This window comes from Exiguobacterium sp. s124 (assembly GCF_018617485.1).
GTDB lineage: Bacteria > Bacillota > Bacilli > Exiguobacteriales > Exiguobacteriaceae > Exiguobacterium > Exiguobacterium aestuarii.
The window spans coordinates 1,548,335-1,562,836 of the sequence record NZ_JACSKH010000001.1 but is presented as its reverse complement, the minus strand read 5'-3'; the positions used below and the strand labels follow the sequence as shown (position 1 = coordinate 1,562,836).

Sequence of the window (14,502 nt, the reverse complement as noted above, 5' to 3'; positions counted from 1 at the left end):
TGGTGCTTTTTTGGCAATTCAATGGTTTCCTGGCCACATGGCCAAAGCAAGAAGACAAGTTACTGAAAAATTAAAATTGATTGATGTCGTCATCGAGCTCGTGGATGCACGTGTACCGCAATCGAGCCGCAACCCGATGGTCGACGAGATTACGGCTGGTAAGCCAAGACTCATCGTCTTGAACAAGGCAGACATGGCCGACCCGGCCGTGACGGATGCATGGTTACGCGCCTTGAAGAGTGAGGACGTTGAAGTCGTCGCAGTCGATGCGAAGCATAGCAAAGGCTTGAAACAGCTCATCACAGGTGCTCAAAAGTTGATGAAAGAAAAACATGACCGCATGCGTGAAAAGGGACGTAACCCTGGACCGATTCGTGCGCTCATCATCGGGATCCCAAACGTCGGGAAGTCGACACTCATCAACCGTCTTGCCGGGCGTAACATCGCCATCACAGGTGACCGACCAGGCGTGACGAAGCGTCAGCAGTGGATCAAGATGAAGGGCGGCGAGATGGAGCTCTTGGATACGCCAGGGATTCTCTGGCCGAAATTCGAGGACCAGCTCGTCGGGTATCGTCTAGCCGCGACAGGCGCGATTAAAGATGAGATTCTTAACTTGGACGATATCGCCTTGTATACGGTTCGTGAGTTGCATGCTCGTTATCCGGAACAATTAAAGGAACGATTCAAGCTCGAAACGTTACCTGAAGACGGCGTGGAGCTCCTTGAGATGATCGGGAAGAAGCGCGGTTTAATCAGTGGCGGTTATGTCGACTTTGAAAAGGCAAGCGAACTGCTTTTGAATGAACTACGACATGAGAAAATCGGACGGATCTCGCTCGAGACACCGGCTGACCATGAAATGGCGTAAAGCCCTGTGTAAACAGGGCTTTTTTGAATAGGAGGAAGACCGTGACGATTCAACAGATTAAACAACAACTAGAGGACATCCGATATGAAGAATGGGTACAACTCTTTCCCACCCTGTCACAAGACCCCCGAGCGGGCGTACAAACGTTGCTTAAGCAAAAACAGCGCCAATTCGAACGAGTTCAGGCGCAACGGGTCGATTTCGAACGTCGGATGGCGTATGAGCGTGAATGGAAGGCGGAAGGGTTCACTCGAATTGTCGGGGTGGATGAGGTCGGACGGGGCCCTCTCGCGGGACCCGTCGTGGCGGCCGCCGTTCTATTGCCGGAAGGGTTTTATATTGCAGGATTGGACGACTCGAAGAAAATGTCGAAAACGGCTAGAAACGCGGCGTATGATCTCATCATGGAAGTCGCGGAAGTCGGTGTCGGAATCGTCGAGCCTGCGGTAATCGATGACATCAATATCTATGAAGCGACGAAGCTTGCGATGATGGAGGCGATTCGTCAAGTCGGTGAGGTCGATGCCCTGTTGATCGACGCCATGAAACTCGATCTCGATCTTCCCCAACAGTCTCTAATCAAGGGGGACACGCTGAGCGTATCGATTGCAGCGGCGAGTGTCATCGCTAAAGTCGTCAGGGACCGGATGATGGAAGAATACGACCGTACGTATCCTGGCTACGGGTTTGCCAACAATGCTGGTTATGGGACGGAGGCACATTTAGAAGGCTTGAGACGTCACGGGGTGACGCCGATCCATCGTCGTACATTCGCCCCAATCAAGCACATGTGAAAGGAGTGGTAGCGTTGCGGATCGATCATCAAGGAGTCTTACCGTTCAAAGTGACCGAACAGACGTCGCGACCGCTTTTACTCGGGAATACAATTGTCGGGAAAGTGTTACAACTTCTGCCCGGAAATGAGGCGGTCATGCAGTTGCCGCAAGGAATCTTCCGGGTCGGCGTCAATGCGAACGTCAAAGAGAATGTGACGTATAAAATGGTCGTCACGGATGTCGAGCCGAAGCTTGTCTTGAAAGTCGTCCCACAAGCATCAGAATCACTTACAGCTGCCAAGTCGCCTCTCCAGGCGTTAGGCGAACAGCTCGCCCGTTTCATTCGGGAACCGATTCCGACACCAGAATCGGTCAAGACAGCCGGGAAAGCGATGCTAGAGAGCGGGGCGGGGTCTGATGTAAAGACGCTCGTCGGCGAACTGTTCAAAGCGAAAGGCGAGCCGAAATTCGAACAGTTTGTGCGAGCTCAGGAAGCGTTTAACGCGACCCAAAGTCCACCGTTCGTCGCACAAGCATTTCACATACCGCAACTAGGTCCGTTCGAGCACGTTCAACTTCGTTTAGAGGCACCGAAGCGAGAGGCGATCGATTCCGACCATGCCCGCATCGTCTTGTTTCTCGAAACACCACGTTTTGGTGAAACAGGAATCGATGTATTGATCCAAAAACGGTACGTGTCCGTTCGGGTATTTAATGAGACTCACGATTTAAGTCCATACGTTCGTACATACGAACCGCTTCTAAAAGAAGGGTTGAAACGTGTCGATTTTGATTTGTCTTCATTTTCATACGAAGCAAAGCGTGAACGTGTACCCGAAACATTTGCGCCTCTTGGAAAGGTGGATCTCCAAATATGAACGATCCAAAGAAAGCAATCGCACTCTCTTATGAGCAATCGATGGATGCCCCGCACGTCGTGGCGAAAGGGACAGGCATCGTCGCTGAGCGGATGCTTGAGATTGCCCAGGCGAACGGAATCCCTGTTCATGAGGACCCGGCACTCCTTTCCTTACTCTCAGCCTTAAACATCGAAGAGCAGATTCCAGAGGACGTCTATCAGGTCATTGCCGAACTTTTTGTGTTTCTTTATCAGATGGAACAAGATAAAATTTGATTTGTCTAGGGTTATATGTGAAAAAAAGATGAAAACTTAAAGCAAGAACGATAGACAGCGCTTTCAGTTTTTCGTTACAATAGACGTGCCGATATTAAAGGGGACTAAGGGGGAAAAACATATGAATATCCATGAGTATCAGGCGAAAGAATTGTTAAGAGAGTTTGGGGTAGCCGTTCCGACGGGTTATCCAGCCTTTACTGTTGAAGAAGCTGTAGCAGCTGCTGCCAAGCTTGACGGTGATTTGAAAGTTGTGAAAGCACAAATCCACGCAGGTGGCCGCGGTAAAGCAGGTGGCGTCAAACTTGCGAAGACAGATGAAGAAGTGAAGCAATACGCTTCAGAAATTCTCGGGAAAACGCTCGTGACACACCAAACAGGTCCGGAAGGAAAAGTTGTCCAGCGTCTCTATATCGAAGAAGGTTCTGCGATTGACCAAGAATTTTACTTAGGACTCGTGCTTGACCGTTCGATCGGCCGAATTGTCATCATGGGTTCATCTGAAGGTGGTATGGACATCGAGGAAGTCGCTGAACATACACCTGAGAAGATTCATAAAGAGATTGTCGACCCGGTTGTGGGCTTGCGTCCATTCCAAGCACGTCGTCTCGCATTTAAAATGGAAGTCCCGACGAAACTTGTGAACAAGTTCAGTGACATGGTCATGAAGTTGTACAAAGTATACGTCGAGACAGATTGCACAATCGCAGAAATCAATCCACTCGTCACGACGAAAGACGGAAACGTCATCGCGCTTGATGCGAAATTGAACTTCGATAGCAACGCACTCTATCGCCATTCAGACATCCTATCACTTCGCGATACGACGGAAGAAGATCCACGTGAAGTCGAGGCATCTAAACATGACCTCAGCTACATCGCGCTTGACGGAAACATCGGTTGTCTCGTCAACGGTGCTGGCCTTGCGATGGCGACGATGGATATCATCAAACATTACGGCGCTGAACCCGCTAACTTCCTCGATGTAGGCGGCGGTGCGACAAAAGAAAAAGTAACGGAAGCGTTCAAATTGATTTTGTCAGATGACCAAGTCAAAGGAATCTTCGTTAACATTTTCGGTGGAATCATGAAGTGTGACATCATCGCAGAGGGGATTGTCGCAGCGACGAAAGAAATCGGACTCGACTTACCACTCGTCGTTCGCTTAGAAGGAACGAACGTTGATGCCGGGAAGCGCATTCTCGATGAATCTGGACTTGCGATCACGACAGCTAGCTCGATGGCTGACGGTGCGGAAAAAATCGCAGCACTTGTTCGATAAGGGGGAAACGACATGAGTATTTGGGCGAATAAAGATACGAAAGTCATCATTCAAGGGATTACAGGGAAGCAAGGTTTGTTCCATGGTGAACAAATGCTTGCGTATAACACGAAATTAGTCGGTGGTGTCACACCAGGTAAGGGTGGAACGACGGTCCTCGACAACGTTCCAGTCTTCAACACGGTATCTGAGGCGGTCGAGGCGACGGGTGCGAACGCATCAATCATCTACGTACCTCCAGCTTTCGCTGCTGACTCGATCATGGAAGCAGCGGACAGTGGGATTGAACTCATCATCTGTATTACAGAAGGCATTCCTGTAGTGGACATGATTCAAGTGAAACGCTATCTCGAAGACAAACCGGCTCGTTTGATCGGACCGAACTGTCCTGGAATCATCACGCCAGGAGAAGCAAAACTTGGAATCATGCCTGGCTATATTCATACGAAAGGGCATGTCGGAATCGTGTCACGTTCTGGAACGCTCACGTATGAAGCAGTTCATCAGTTGACGACGGCAGGAATCGGTCAATCGACAGCTGTCGGAATCGGTGGAGACCCAGTCAATGGAACAAACTTCATCGATACGCTTAAAGCGTTCAACGATGATGAGGACACGAAAGCTGTCATCATGATCGGGGAAATCGGTGGAACGGCTGAAGAAGAGGCGGCTGAATGGGTGAAAGCGAACATGACGAAACCGGTCATCGGCTTCATCGGCGGACAGACGGCTCCTGAAGGCAAACGTATGGGACACGCTGGCGCGATCATCTCAGGCGGTAAAGGGACGGCTGCTGAAAAAATCAAGACATTGAACGCGAATGGGATCGAAGTAGCTGAAACACCAGCTGTCATCGGTGAAACGTTGATTCGTGTCTTGAAAAAAGAAGGTCTATACGAAGCGTGTGTCACGGGTCAACCGACGACATAAGAATCATGAGGGATGCTTGCATCCCTCATTTTTTTAAAGGGGAGATTGTGATGAATCAAACAATAGCTCGGTTTGCTGCTGCGCGCATTCCTGTTGAATTCGTGCATCATTATTTGAACGGGACGTTAGACACACATCGCACTCAATTTTCTACACATGTTTGGAAGCGAGCCAGTTTGGCTCTTCGCTCAAGCGAATCGTATACTCATTTTGTCACATGGGAAGATGAGTCTTTTCCAAAGCGATTGCTCGAGATTCCAAACCCGCCATACTGTTTGTTTTACGATGGGGATTTAGAGGTACTACAAGAAAGAACGACCGCAATGGTCGGAAGTCGTGAGTTGAATCGGATCAGTCAATCGTTAGTGCGACACTATCACTCTTTAATAGAAGAAACTATTTCGGTTTCGGGCGGAGCGCTTGGCATTGATGGTCTCGTGCACGAGCATGCTTTAAATAAAAATTGTCCGACCGTGGCGGTGCTCGGAGCTGGACTGAACAACCTCTATCCAGCAGCGAATCGAAATATGCTCTTGCGAATTCCGAAGCAAGGAATTCTCTTGAGTGAATATGCCCCGAACACACCTGTTCAAAAATTTCAATTTTTGGAAAGAAATCGATTGGTGAGTGGTCTAGGTGATACACTCGTCGTCTTACAGGCGAGACGAAAGAGCGGGACGATGAACACGGTCGGACACGCGCTAGAGCAGGGAAAGACGGTCTTCGCGGTACCGGGTTCACCGCTTGATCCTCTAGCGGAAGGACCGAATCGATTGATTGAAGAAGGGGCGATTCCATTGACGAATTCCGATCAAATTATTCGAGATCTCAGGATTGTACGTTGACAAACCGGTGAGAACATGAATATTATGGTAGGGATTTAAATGACCTCTAAAAGGGGAGCAGATGTATGGCAAAATATTTGGTGATCGTTGAGTCACCTGCGAAAGCAAAAACAATTAAACGTTATTTAGGTCCGAATTATATGGTCAAAGCTTCGATGGGACACGTCATCGACTTACCGAAGAGTCAACTCGGTGTAGACGTCGAACATGACTTTGAACCGAAGTATATTACCATCCGTGGTAAAGGACCGGTATTAAAAGAATTGAAGACAGCGGCGAAAAAAGCCACAAAAATCTTTCTCGCGGCCGACCCCGACAGAGAAGGGGAAGCGATTGCCTGGCACTTGGCTCGCGCACTCGGCGTAGACGAAACGACGGAATGTCGCGTCGTCTTTAACGAGATTACAAAAGATGCGATTAAAGAATCATTCAAACATCCACGTAAAATCAATCATGACCTCGTCGACGCGCAACAAGCTCGACGTATTTTAGACCGCCTCGTCGGATACGGGATGAGTCCTCTATTATGGAAGAAAGTCAAAAAAGGATTGTCTGCCGGACGAGTACAATCAGTTGCCGTGAAGATGATTATTGACCGTGAACGTGAAATCAATGCGTTCGACCCAGAAGAGTATTGGACAATCAAGCTCGACTTGAATCACGATGGGGAAACGTTTGAGACTTCATTTTACGGAAAAGATGGGAAGAAAATGGAATTGAAGTCTGAAGAAGACGCTCAAGCCGTTCTTGACGCCATCAACGACGAATTTAAAGTCATCGACGTGACGAAGAAAGAACGAAAACGAAACGCTTCGTTGCCGTTCACGACAAGTTCGTTGCAACAGGATGCGGCACGTAAATTGAATTTCCGTGCGAAGAAGACGATGATGCTCGCCCAACAACTATATGAAGGGATTGACCTCGGTAAGAAAGAGGGGACGGTCGGTCTGATCACGTATATGCGTACAGACTCGACACGAATCTCGGACTTGGCGAAGGGAGAGGCGAAAGAGTACATCGAATCGACATTCGGTGAAGAATACGTCGCCTCACAGAAGCAAAAGGAAAAGAAAGCGGCAAACGCACAGGATGCGCACGAAGCGATTCGTCCGACTTCAGCACTCCGTGACCCTGCTTCTCTAAAACCTTATTTGTCTCGTGACCAGTTGCGCCTTTATAAATTGATTTGGGAGCGTTTGATCGCAAGTCAAATGGCGCCGGCAGTGCTCGACACTGTCAAAATCGACGTCGAATCGAACGGTATGATCTTCCGTGCGAATGGCTCGACCGTCAAATTCCCAGGTTTCATGAAAGTGTATATCGAATCGAAAGACGATGACATCGAAGATACGAATCAAGAGAAAGAGGGCTTGTTACCACCTCTTGAAGTCGAAGATACGGTCAGCTTCGAAGCGATTGAACCGAAACAACACTTCACGCAACCACCGCCACGTTATACAGAAGCACGACTCGTCCGAGCGATGGAAGAGCTCGGTATTGGTCGCCCGTCGACGTATGCGCCGACACTCGATACAATCCAACGCCGTGGTTATGTCGTCTTAGAAGAGAAGAAATTCCTTCCGACAGAGCTCGGTGAACTCGTGATTGAAATGATTGACGAATATTTCAATGACTTCATCACCGTTCAGTTCACGGCAGACATGGAGACGCTCCTTGACTCGATCGAGCATAAAGAAGTCGAGTGGACAGAAGTCGTGGCCCCGATTTATCGTTCATTCGAGAAGCGCTTAAAACGTGCAGAAGAAGAGATTGAGAAAATCGAAGTAAAAGATGAACCTGCAGGAATTGACTGTGAAGTATGTGGTTCGCCGATGGTCATCAAAATGGGACGATACGGTAAGTTCATGGCTTGCTCAAACTTCCCGAACTGTACGAACACTAAGCCAGTTCAAGTTGAGATTGGTGTACCTTGCCCAGACTGTAAGGACGGACAAATCGTGGAACGTCGAAGTAAAAAAGGTCGCCTCTTCTATGGGTGCTCGAACTATCCAGAATGTGAATTCGTCTCATGGGACAAACCAGTTGCGAAACCGTGCCCGGTGTGCGACAGTTTGATGGTCGAGAAGAAAATTAAAGACGGCGTGAAATATCAATGTACGAACTGTACCCATACCGAGGTACATCAGCAAGAGGAGGATTAATGTTGCGACAACGTGTAACTGTAATCGGGGCCGGATTGGCCGGCTCCGAAGCGGCTTGGCAACTCGCCAAGCGTGGTATTCAAGTAGATTTGTATGAAATGAGACCGGTACGTCAAACGCCGGCGCACCACACGGATCAATTCGCGGAGCTTGTTTGTTCGAACTCACTCCGTGCGAACGGTCTTCAAAACGCGGTCGGTGTTTTGAAAGAAGAGATGCGAACGCTTGACTCACTCATCTTGAAGGCGGCAGACACGGCAAGCGTCCCAGCTGGTGGCGCACTCGCTGTCGACCGTCATGAATTCGCTGGGTTCATCACCGAGAAACTGAAGAACCACGAGAACGTCACAGTGCATACTGAAGAACTAAAAGAAATTCCTGAAGGGATTGTCATCGTTGCGACAGGCCCACTGACATCTCCAGATTTGTCGGCATCGCTCAAAGCGTTCACAGGTGAAGATTATCTTTACTTCTACGATGCGGCCGCTCCGATTCTAGACGGAGATACGATCGATCGTGATAAAGTCTATTTGAAGTCACGTTACGATAAAGGTGAAGCTGCTTACCTGAACTGTCCAATGACGGAAGAAGAGTTTGACGTGTTTTATGAAGAACTGGTCAAAGCAGAAGTCGTTCCACTGAAAGAGTTCGAAAAGGAGATTTACTTCGAAGGATGTATGCCGTTTGAAGTAATGGCCCAGCGTGGGAAGAAGACACTTCTCTTCGGACCGATGAAGCCAGTCGGTTTAGAAGATCCGAAGACAGGTAAACGTCCTTATGCGGTCGTACAGTTGCGTCAGGATAACTCGGCAGGAACGCTTTATAATCTTGTCGGTTTCCAGACGCATTTGAAATGGGGCGAGCAGAAACGGATCATCCGTCTCATTCCTGGACTTGAGAATGCAGATATCGTTCGTTATGGTGTGATGCACCGCAACACGTTCATCAATTCGCCGAGCTTGTTGAAACCGACGTATCAAGCACGCACGCGAGACACGCTCTTCTTCGCTGGTCAAATGACAGGCGTGGAAGGTTACGTTGAGTCAGCGGCATCTGGATTGTTGGCAGGAATCAACGCAGCGAAGATGATCGCGGGAGAAGAGCTCGTCGTGTTACCACGTGAAACGATGCTCGGTTCGATGGCGCACTACATCACGACAGCTGACGGAAAGCATTTCCAGCCGATGAATGCGAACTTTGGATTGGTCCCAACGTTAGAGGACGCTCCGAAGAAAATGAAAAAACAAGAACGGTATGAGCGTTACGCCAACCGAGCTTTAGAAACGATTCAGCAGTTTAAGGACCTTTGAACAAGAGAGCCATTTTTTGGCTCTTTTGTTTTGAAATAAAATTTCAATTGTGTATTTTGTTTCATACTTTGAAAATTTTCAGATTATTGAACGACTATCTATTGTCACCATACATTCTGTATGCTATGCTAATTTCGATTTGACGAGAACATGCGTTTTTACGTGTCATCGAGGAGGCGATAAAATGGGATTCTTAGAGGATCGACAATCATTTTTACGCTACTGCCAAATTGAACGTCGACTGTCTCCTCATACGAAACGCTCCTACGAGCAAACGCTCGACCAGTACGCCGCATATTGCCAATCGACGCATCAAGATCCCTACGATGCACAGACGGCGCGGCGTTATTTATATGTCCTTTATGAGAAACAATTGGCCACATCTACGGTGTCTCAGAAAGTATCTTGCCTTAAACAGTTCGGGAAGTATATGGCAAGGGAGCACGGGGGAGAGCCCTTGTTTCATGACCTGACTTCACCGAAAAAGCGACAATCCTTGCCGACGTTCGCCGTCCCGACCGAGGTCGAACAATTATTAGAAGCGGCTTCCATTCAAGATGATCCTTTTTTACAGGCGAGAGACGTCGCCATCGTCGAAGTGTTGTATGGAACGGGCATCCGCGTCGCAGAGCTTTGTGGGATGAACCTTTCATCCTTTGACGAAGTCTTAGCTTTCGTTCATGTGATGGGCAAAGGAAAGAAAGAACGGTACGTTCCGATTGGTCAATATGCCGTACAATCATTGAAACGGTACATCGAAATACGTAAAGACGTCGGACTCCCGACAGAAAACGCATTATTTTTGAGTCAAAAAGGGAATCGGATGACAACAGACCAAATTCGGTATGTCATGAAGCGCTTGAGAAAACAGAGTGGGGTACATAAGCCGTTGACCCCGCACTCGTTGCGACATAGTTTTGCAACGGACTTATTGGAGCGGGGGGCTGACTTGCGCGCGGTCCAAGAGTTGCTCGGTCATGAATCGTTGTCCACGACTGGACGCTATACCCACGTATCGACAGAACGACTACGTTCGATTTATCAAGCGACACATCCAAGAAAGTAGGAGGTTACGATATGTTTCATGCAACAACGATTTTTGCAGTTCGACACAATGGCCAATGCGCGATGAGCGGAGATGGCCAAGTTACGTTCGGGAATGCCGTCATTATGAAAAACAAGGCGAAGAAAGTGAGACGCCTGTACGGTGGTAAAGTCGTTGCCGGTTTTGCAGGTAGCGTAGCCGATGCTTTCACATTGTTTGAGAAGTTTGAATCGAAACTTGAAATGTATAACGGTAACTTACCGCGTGCCGCGGTCGAGCTTGCTAAAGAGTGGCGCGGTGATAAAATGTTGCGACAGCTCGAGGCTCTATTGATTGTCATGGACGCGGAACATTTGTTGCTCGTCTCTGGGAATGGAGAAGTCATTGAGCCAGACGATGGCATCCTTGCAATCGGGTCAGGCGGGAACTATGCACTCGCGGCAGGACGCGCGCTCGTCCGCCATTCTGCTGAGAAGTCAGCAGAAGAGATCGCGAGAGCCGCTCTCGAAATTGCCGGTGAGCTTTGCGTGTATACGAATGATCAAGTCATTGTAGAAACGATCGGAGGCGTTGCTGAATGAATCGAGAGTTGACACCAAGACAAATCGTATCGGAACTAGACAAGTTCGTCATCGGACAAAAGGACGCCAAACGGGCTGTGTCGATCGCCTTACGTAACCGTTACCGTCGCCAGAAATTGAGTGCGGACCTTCGCGACGAAGTCACACCGAAAAACATTTTAATGATTGGTCCAACAGGGGTCGGGAAGACCGAAATCGCCCGCCGTTTAGCTAAGTTAGTCGGAGCACCATTCGTCAAAGTGGAAGCGACAAAGTTTACGGAAGTTGGTTACGTCGGTCGGGACGTTGAGTCAATGGTTCGAGATCTTGTCGAAGCGTCCGTTCGTCTCGTGAAAGAAGAGAAGAAAGAAGACGTCAAGGAGCCTGCAGAACGAGCAGCGACAGAGCGGTTGTTAGACGCCTTGCAAGGGAAAGCGAAAGCTGCACCGAGTGCTTCAAACCCGTTTGAGGCACTGTTCGGTGGACAGACCCAACAACCAGAATCGACAACCGATACGTCAAAAAATGATCGGGCACAACTTCGCCGTCTTCTTGAACTTGGTGAACTTGAAGAACGGGTCATTGAAGTTGAACTGGAAGAAAAGCAGACGATGGATTTGTTCCAAGGACAAGGGATGGAAGGGTTATCGAACCTTCAAGACATGCTCGGGCAAATCGTTCCAAAGAAACGGAAGCAACGTAAGTTGACTGTCCGCGAAGCAAGACCGCTCCTCGTGGCGGAAGAAGCTGAAAATCTTTTAGATTTGAATGAAGTGCATGACGAAGCGGTTCAGCGCAGTGAACAGATGGGAATCATCTTCGTCGATGAAATCGATAAAATTGCGACGAAGTCACAAGACCATGCTGGTGTCTCTCGTGAAGGTGTGCAGCGCGATATCCTTCCGATTGTCGAAGGGTCTACGGTCGTTACGAAGTACGGACCTGTCAAAACGGATCACGTTCTCTTCATCGCAGCCGGTGCGTTCCATATGGCGAAGCCGTCTGATTTGATTCCGGAGTTGCAAGGTCGCTTCCCGATTCGCGTCGAATTGAATAGTTTGACGGAGGAAGACTTCGTCAAAATCTTAACTGAACCATCTCAGGCTTTGATCAAGCAATACACCGCATTATTAGAGTCGGAAGAAATAACGGTCCGATTCACGCATGAAGCGATTGAAGAAATCGCAAAAATTGCGACGCATGTCAATCGCGAGACCGATGACATCGGTGCACGTCGACTCTATACTATTATGGAGCGTGTGCTTGAAGATCTTTCATTTGAAGCGGCAGACATGCCACAAACAAGCGTGGAAATCACACCCGCTTACGTACAAGCTAAAGTCGGGTCAATCGCAGATGACCGAGACCTCAGCCAATATATTTTATAAGATTCTGTATGCACATACAGGGAGGAAATAGACATTATGAACTTACTAGACAAAACTCGCCAATTAAACACGATGCTTCAACAAGAAGCGAGTGCGCACGTTGACTTTAAAGAAATGGCGGATAAAATGCGTGAAGTACTTGAATCCAATACGTTTATCGTAAGCCGTCGTGGTCGCCTACTCGGCTTTGCGATCAAACAACAGATTGAGAACGACCGCATGAAGGCATTCTTGGTGGACCGACAGTTCCCAGAACCGTATGCTTCTAACTTGTTTAATGTGAAAGAAACAACAGCGAATATCGATATTGATAGCGAATATACGGCGTTCCCTGTCGAGAACCACGATTTATTCCTAAACTCGAAGACGACGATTGTCCCAATCATCGGTGGTGGTGAGCGTCTAGGTACGCTCGTGCTAGGTCGACTGGCAAACGAATTCACAGAAGATGACCTCGTCCTCGCAGAATATAGTGCGACGGTAGTTGGAATGGAAATTCTTCGTGAGAAGGCGGCAGAAGCAGAAACATCAGCCCGTAAGAAGGCCGTCGTTCAAATGGCGATCAATTCACTATCGTATTCTGAGCTCGAAGCGATTGAACATATTTTCGAAGAGCTTGGTGGGAACGAAGGGTTGCTAGTTGCTTCCAAAATTGCCGACCGTGTGGGAATCACTCGTTCTGTCATTGTAAACGCACTGCGTAAATTAGAAAGTGCGGGTGTCATTGAATCACGTTCTTTAGGAATGAAAGGAACGTATATCAAGATATTAAATGACAACTTCTTGTTTGAATTACAAAAACTGAAATCAAACTGAAATACAACTTTTGATATGTATTTTCCATTGAAAACACTTCGAAATGAGACTTTATTCCTAAAAAACCGCTTTCCTCTTAGAGGGAGCGGTTTTTTTTAGTACAAAAGTAATTATTTTCAGAATTTGTCGTTAATTCGACAAAAAGATGCGAAGCCATTTACCTATGTTTTAAAAAATATCTTTCAGAACTGTTACAGATTTGTTTCAATGAAATAGTAGAATTTCCAAATCAGGTATATATCAGCAGTTACCATATGAAAGTGAGTGAGCGCCATGAATTGGATTGGTAGTGACTATCAATTATTGAAACAAGCCATCAATCATTCAGTCCTCAATCAGAAAGTGATTAGTCATAATCTTTCGAATATCGATACCCCAAACTTCAAAGCGAAGCAAGCCGTGTTTGAACAGACTCTTCAAAGTGAGATGCGACTCAAGCTCCAAGACGGGCGTCCGAGTGATTCGACGCAGTCTACTGTCGTCGATCGAGCAGGTGGAGCGATGCGAAGTGATGGCAACAACGTCGACTTAGATTATGAGATGAGTGAACTGGCACGTAATCAACTCCAATACGAGGCGATGATGGAACAATTAAATCGTAGACTCGGCGGATTGAAATCTGTTATTCGAGGAGGTCGTTAATCGATGGGGATGTTTGATAGTTTTCATATTTCAGCTACAGCATTAACGTCTCAACGTTTACGAATGGATACCGTCTCGGCAAACATCGCCAACGCTCAGACGACGAGAGGAAAACTTGTCGATGGAGAATGGCAGCCGTATACGAGAAAGATGACAGTGTTACAGGAAGCACCTTTCCGAAAGCGGTTAGATGCTGTCAACGGCGGTGTTCAGGTGGCTCAAATCATCGAGGACGATGCTCCGTATAAATTGGCCTACAATCCGAGTCATCCTGACGCGGACGAGCGTGGTTATGTCCAAATGCCGAACGTTGACCTACTAAAAGAAATGGTCGACCTGATGGGCGCGACCCGTTCTTATGAAGCAAACATTGCCGCGATGAATGCATCAAAAGCGATGCTCGTCAAAGCGATGGAGATTGGAAAAGGATAAGGAGTGACGAAGGATGCAAATTAACCCGATTCAATTGATGAGCCCAGAGATCACACCATCAATGAAGAAAACAAACCCATCTCAATTTGGGTCATATTTGAATGAAGCGATGAATGCGTTGAACGAAACACAACAAGCGACAAGTCAAGCCCGAAAAGATTTGGCTGTCGGAAAAGCTGACCTTCATCAAGTCATGATTCAAAGTGAAGAGTCGTCGATTGCGATGCAACTTGCCATCGAGGTGAGGAACAAGGCCGTTGAAGCCTATCAAGAAATGATGCGAATGCAAGTTTAATTGTAGAGGATGA

At 47.8% G+C, this 14,502-nt stretch carries 16 protein-coding genes; all 16 read left to right on the top strand.

Features of this window, described 5'->3' with window-relative positions:
• Nucleotides 1-10 precede the first annotated feature (10 nt).
• The 16 genes from ylqF (at nt 11) to fliE (ending at nt 14,489) form a co-directional block, all read left to right on the top strand.
• On the top strand, nt 11-871 hold the full coding sequence (ylqF, locus tag KNO85_RS08165) for a ribosome biogenesis GTPase YlqF (RefSeq protein WP_214788862.1): 861 nt from the start codon (nt 11-13) through the stop codon (nt 869-871).
• A gap of 41 nt (nt 872-912) precedes the next feature.
• Entirely contained in the window at nt 913-1,665 is a 753-nt protein-coding gene (locus KNO85_RS08160; RefSeq protein WP_214788859.1) for a ribonuclease HII, read from the top strand.
• A gap of 14 nt (nt 1,666-1,679) precedes the next feature.
• Complete coding sequence (locus KNO85_RS08155) at nt 1,680-2,525, top strand: hypothetical protein (protein WP_214788856.1); 846 nt, start codon at nt 1,680-1,682, stop codon at nt 2,523-2,525.
• Nucleotides 2,522-2,782, top strand: a complete 261-nt coding sequence (locus KNO85_RS08150) for an EscU/YscU/HrcU family type III secretion system export apparatus switch protein (protein WP_074034763.1) — start codon at nt 2,522-2,524, stop codon at nt 2,780-2,782. Before KNO85_RS08155 ends, KNO85_RS08150 begins: the two co-directional genes overlap by 4 nt.
• A 121-nt stretch (nt 2,783-2,903) precedes the next feature.
• On the top strand, nt 2,904-4,064 hold the full coding sequence (gene sucC / locus KNO85_RS08145; protein WP_214788853.1) for an ADP-forming succinate--CoA ligase subunit beta: 1,161 nt from the start codon (nt 2,904-2,906) through the stop codon (nt 4,062-4,064).
• Between the two features lie 12 nt (nt 4,065-4,076).
• The gene (sucD, locus tag KNO85_RS08140) at nt 4,077-4,994 is read left to right on the top strand and encodes a succinate--CoA ligase subunit alpha (RefSeq protein ID WP_214788850.1); all 918 of its coding nucleotides are present in this window, start codon (nt 4,077-4,079) and stop codon (nt 4,992-4,994) included.
• Nucleotides 4,995-5,044: 50 nt separating this feature from the next.
• On the top strand, nt 5,045-5,839 hold the full coding sequence (gene dprA, locus KNO85_RS08135) for a DNA-processing protein DprA (RefSeq protein WP_214788847.1): 795 nt from the start codon (nt 5,045-5,047) through the stop codon (nt 5,837-5,839).
• 65 nt (nt 5,840-5,904) lie between these two features.
• A complete protein-coding gene (topA, locus tag KNO85_RS08130) occupies nt 5,905-8,001 on the top strand; it encodes a type I DNA topoisomerase (protein ID WP_214788844.1) in 2,097 nt (698 codons plus the stop codon).
• Nucleotides 8,001-9,311: an FADH(2)-oxidizing methylenetetrahydrofolate--tRNA-(uracil(54)-C(5))-methyltransferase TrmFO gene (gene trmFO, locus KNO85_RS08125; RefSeq protein ID WP_214788840.1), complete on the top strand. Its 1,311-nt coding sequence runs from the start codon at nt 8,001-8,003 to the stop codon at nt 9,309-9,311. The genes topA and trmFO overlap by 1 nt, the downstream gene beginning before the upstream one ends.
• Nucleotides 9,312-9,495: 184 nt before the next feature.
• The gene (locus KNO85_RS08120; RefSeq protein WP_214788838.1) at nt 9,496-10,377 is read left to right on the top strand and encodes a tyrosine-type recombinase/integrase; all 882 of its coding nucleotides are present in this window, start codon (nt 9,496-9,498) and stop codon (nt 10,375-10,377) included.
• 11 nt (nt 10,378-10,388) lie between these two features.
• Nucleotides 10,389-10,937 (top strand): ATP-dependent protease subunit HslV, encoded by a 549-nt coding sequence (hslV, locus tag KNO85_RS08115; protein WP_214788835.1) that lies wholly within the window; start codon nt 10,389-10,391, stop codon nt 10,935-10,937.
• Nucleotides 10,934-12,304: an ATP-dependent protease ATPase subunit HslU gene (gene hslU / locus KNO85_RS08110; RefSeq protein ID WP_214788832.1), complete on the top strand. Its 1,371-nt coding sequence runs from the start codon at nt 10,934-10,936 to the stop codon at nt 12,302-12,304. Before hslV ends, hslU begins: the two co-directional genes overlap by 4 nt.
• A 36-nt stretch (nt 12,305-12,340) precedes the next feature.
• A complete protein-coding gene (gene codY, locus KNO85_RS08105) occupies nt 12,341-13,120 on the top strand; it encodes a GTP-sensing pleiotropic transcriptional regulator CodY (protein ID WP_214691812.1) in 780 nt (259 codons plus the stop codon).
• Between the two features lie 273 nt (nt 13,121-13,393).
• Nucleotides 13,394-13,762, top strand: a complete 369-nt coding sequence (gene flgB / locus KNO85_RS08100) for a flagellar basal body rod protein FlgB (protein WP_214788828.1) — start codon at nt 13,394-13,396, stop codon at nt 13,760-13,762.
• A gap of 3 nt (nt 13,763-13,765) precedes the next feature.
• A complete protein-coding gene (gene flgC, locus KNO85_RS08095) occupies nt 13,766-14,194 on the top strand; it encodes a flagellar basal body rod protein FlgC (protein ID WP_214788825.1) in 429 nt (142 codons plus the stop codon).
• Nucleotides 14,195-14,207: 13 nt separating this feature from the next.
• Nucleotides 14,208-14,489 carry a flagellar hook-basal body complex protein FliE gene (gene fliE, locus KNO85_RS08090; RefSeq protein WP_214788822.1) on the top strand — a complete coding sequence of 94 codons (282 nt, stop codon included), beginning with the start codon at nt 14,208-14,210 and terminating at the stop codon, nt 14,487-14,489.
• Nucleotides 14,490-14,502 lie beyond the last annotated feature (13 nt).

Excerpts from the sequence above, each read along its gene's own strand:
- fliE (WP_214788822.1), top strand. The coding sequence starts at position 14,208 with ATGCAAATTAACCCGATTCAATTGATGAGCCCAGAGATCACACCATCA.
- flgB (WP_214788828.1), top strand. The coding sequence starts at position 13,394 with ATGAATTGGATTGGTAGTGACTATCAATTATTGAAACAAGCCATCAAT.
- dprA (WP_214788847.1), top strand. The coding sequence starts at position 5,045 with ATGAATCAAACAATAGCTCGGTTTGCTGCTGCGCGCATTCCTGTTGAA.
- sucC (WP_214788853.1), top strand. The coding sequence starts at position 2,904 with ATGAATATCCATGAGTATCAGGCGAAAGAATTGTTAAGAGAGTTTGGG.
- trmFO (WP_214788840.1), top strand. The coding sequence starts at position 8,001 with ATGTTGCGACAACGTGTAACTGTAATCGGGGCCGGATTGGCCGGCTCC.
- KNO85_RS08120 (WP_214788838.1), top strand. The coding sequence starts at position 9,496 with ATGGGATTCTTAGAGGATCGACAATCATTTTTACGCTACTGCCAAATT.
- KNO85_RS08150 (WP_074034763.1), top strand. The coding sequence starts at position 2,522 with ATGAACGATCCAAAGAAAGCAATCGCACTCTCTTATGAGCAATCGATG.
- hslV (WP_214788835.1), top strand. The coding sequence starts at position 10,389 with ATGTTTCATGCAACAACGATTTTTGCAGTTCGACACAATGGCCAATGC.
- sucD (WP_214788850.1), top strand. The coding sequence starts at position 4,077 with ATGAGTATTTGGGCGAATAAAGATACGAAAGTCATCATTCAAGGGATT.
- hslU (WP_214788832.1), top strand. The coding sequence starts at position 10,934 with ATGAATCGAGAGTTGACACCAAGACAAATCGTATCGGAACTAGACAAG.
- codY (WP_214691812.1), top strand. The coding sequence starts at position 12,341 with ATGAACTTACTAGACAAAACTCGCCAATTAAACACGATGCTTCAACAA.
- topA (WP_214788844.1), top strand. The coding sequence starts at position 5,905 with ATGGCAAAATATTTGGTGATCGTTGAGTCACCTGCGAAAGCAAAAACA.
- flgC (WP_214788825.1), top strand. The coding sequence starts at position 13,766 with ATGGGGATGTTTGATAGTTTTCATATTTCAGCTACAGCATTAACGTCT.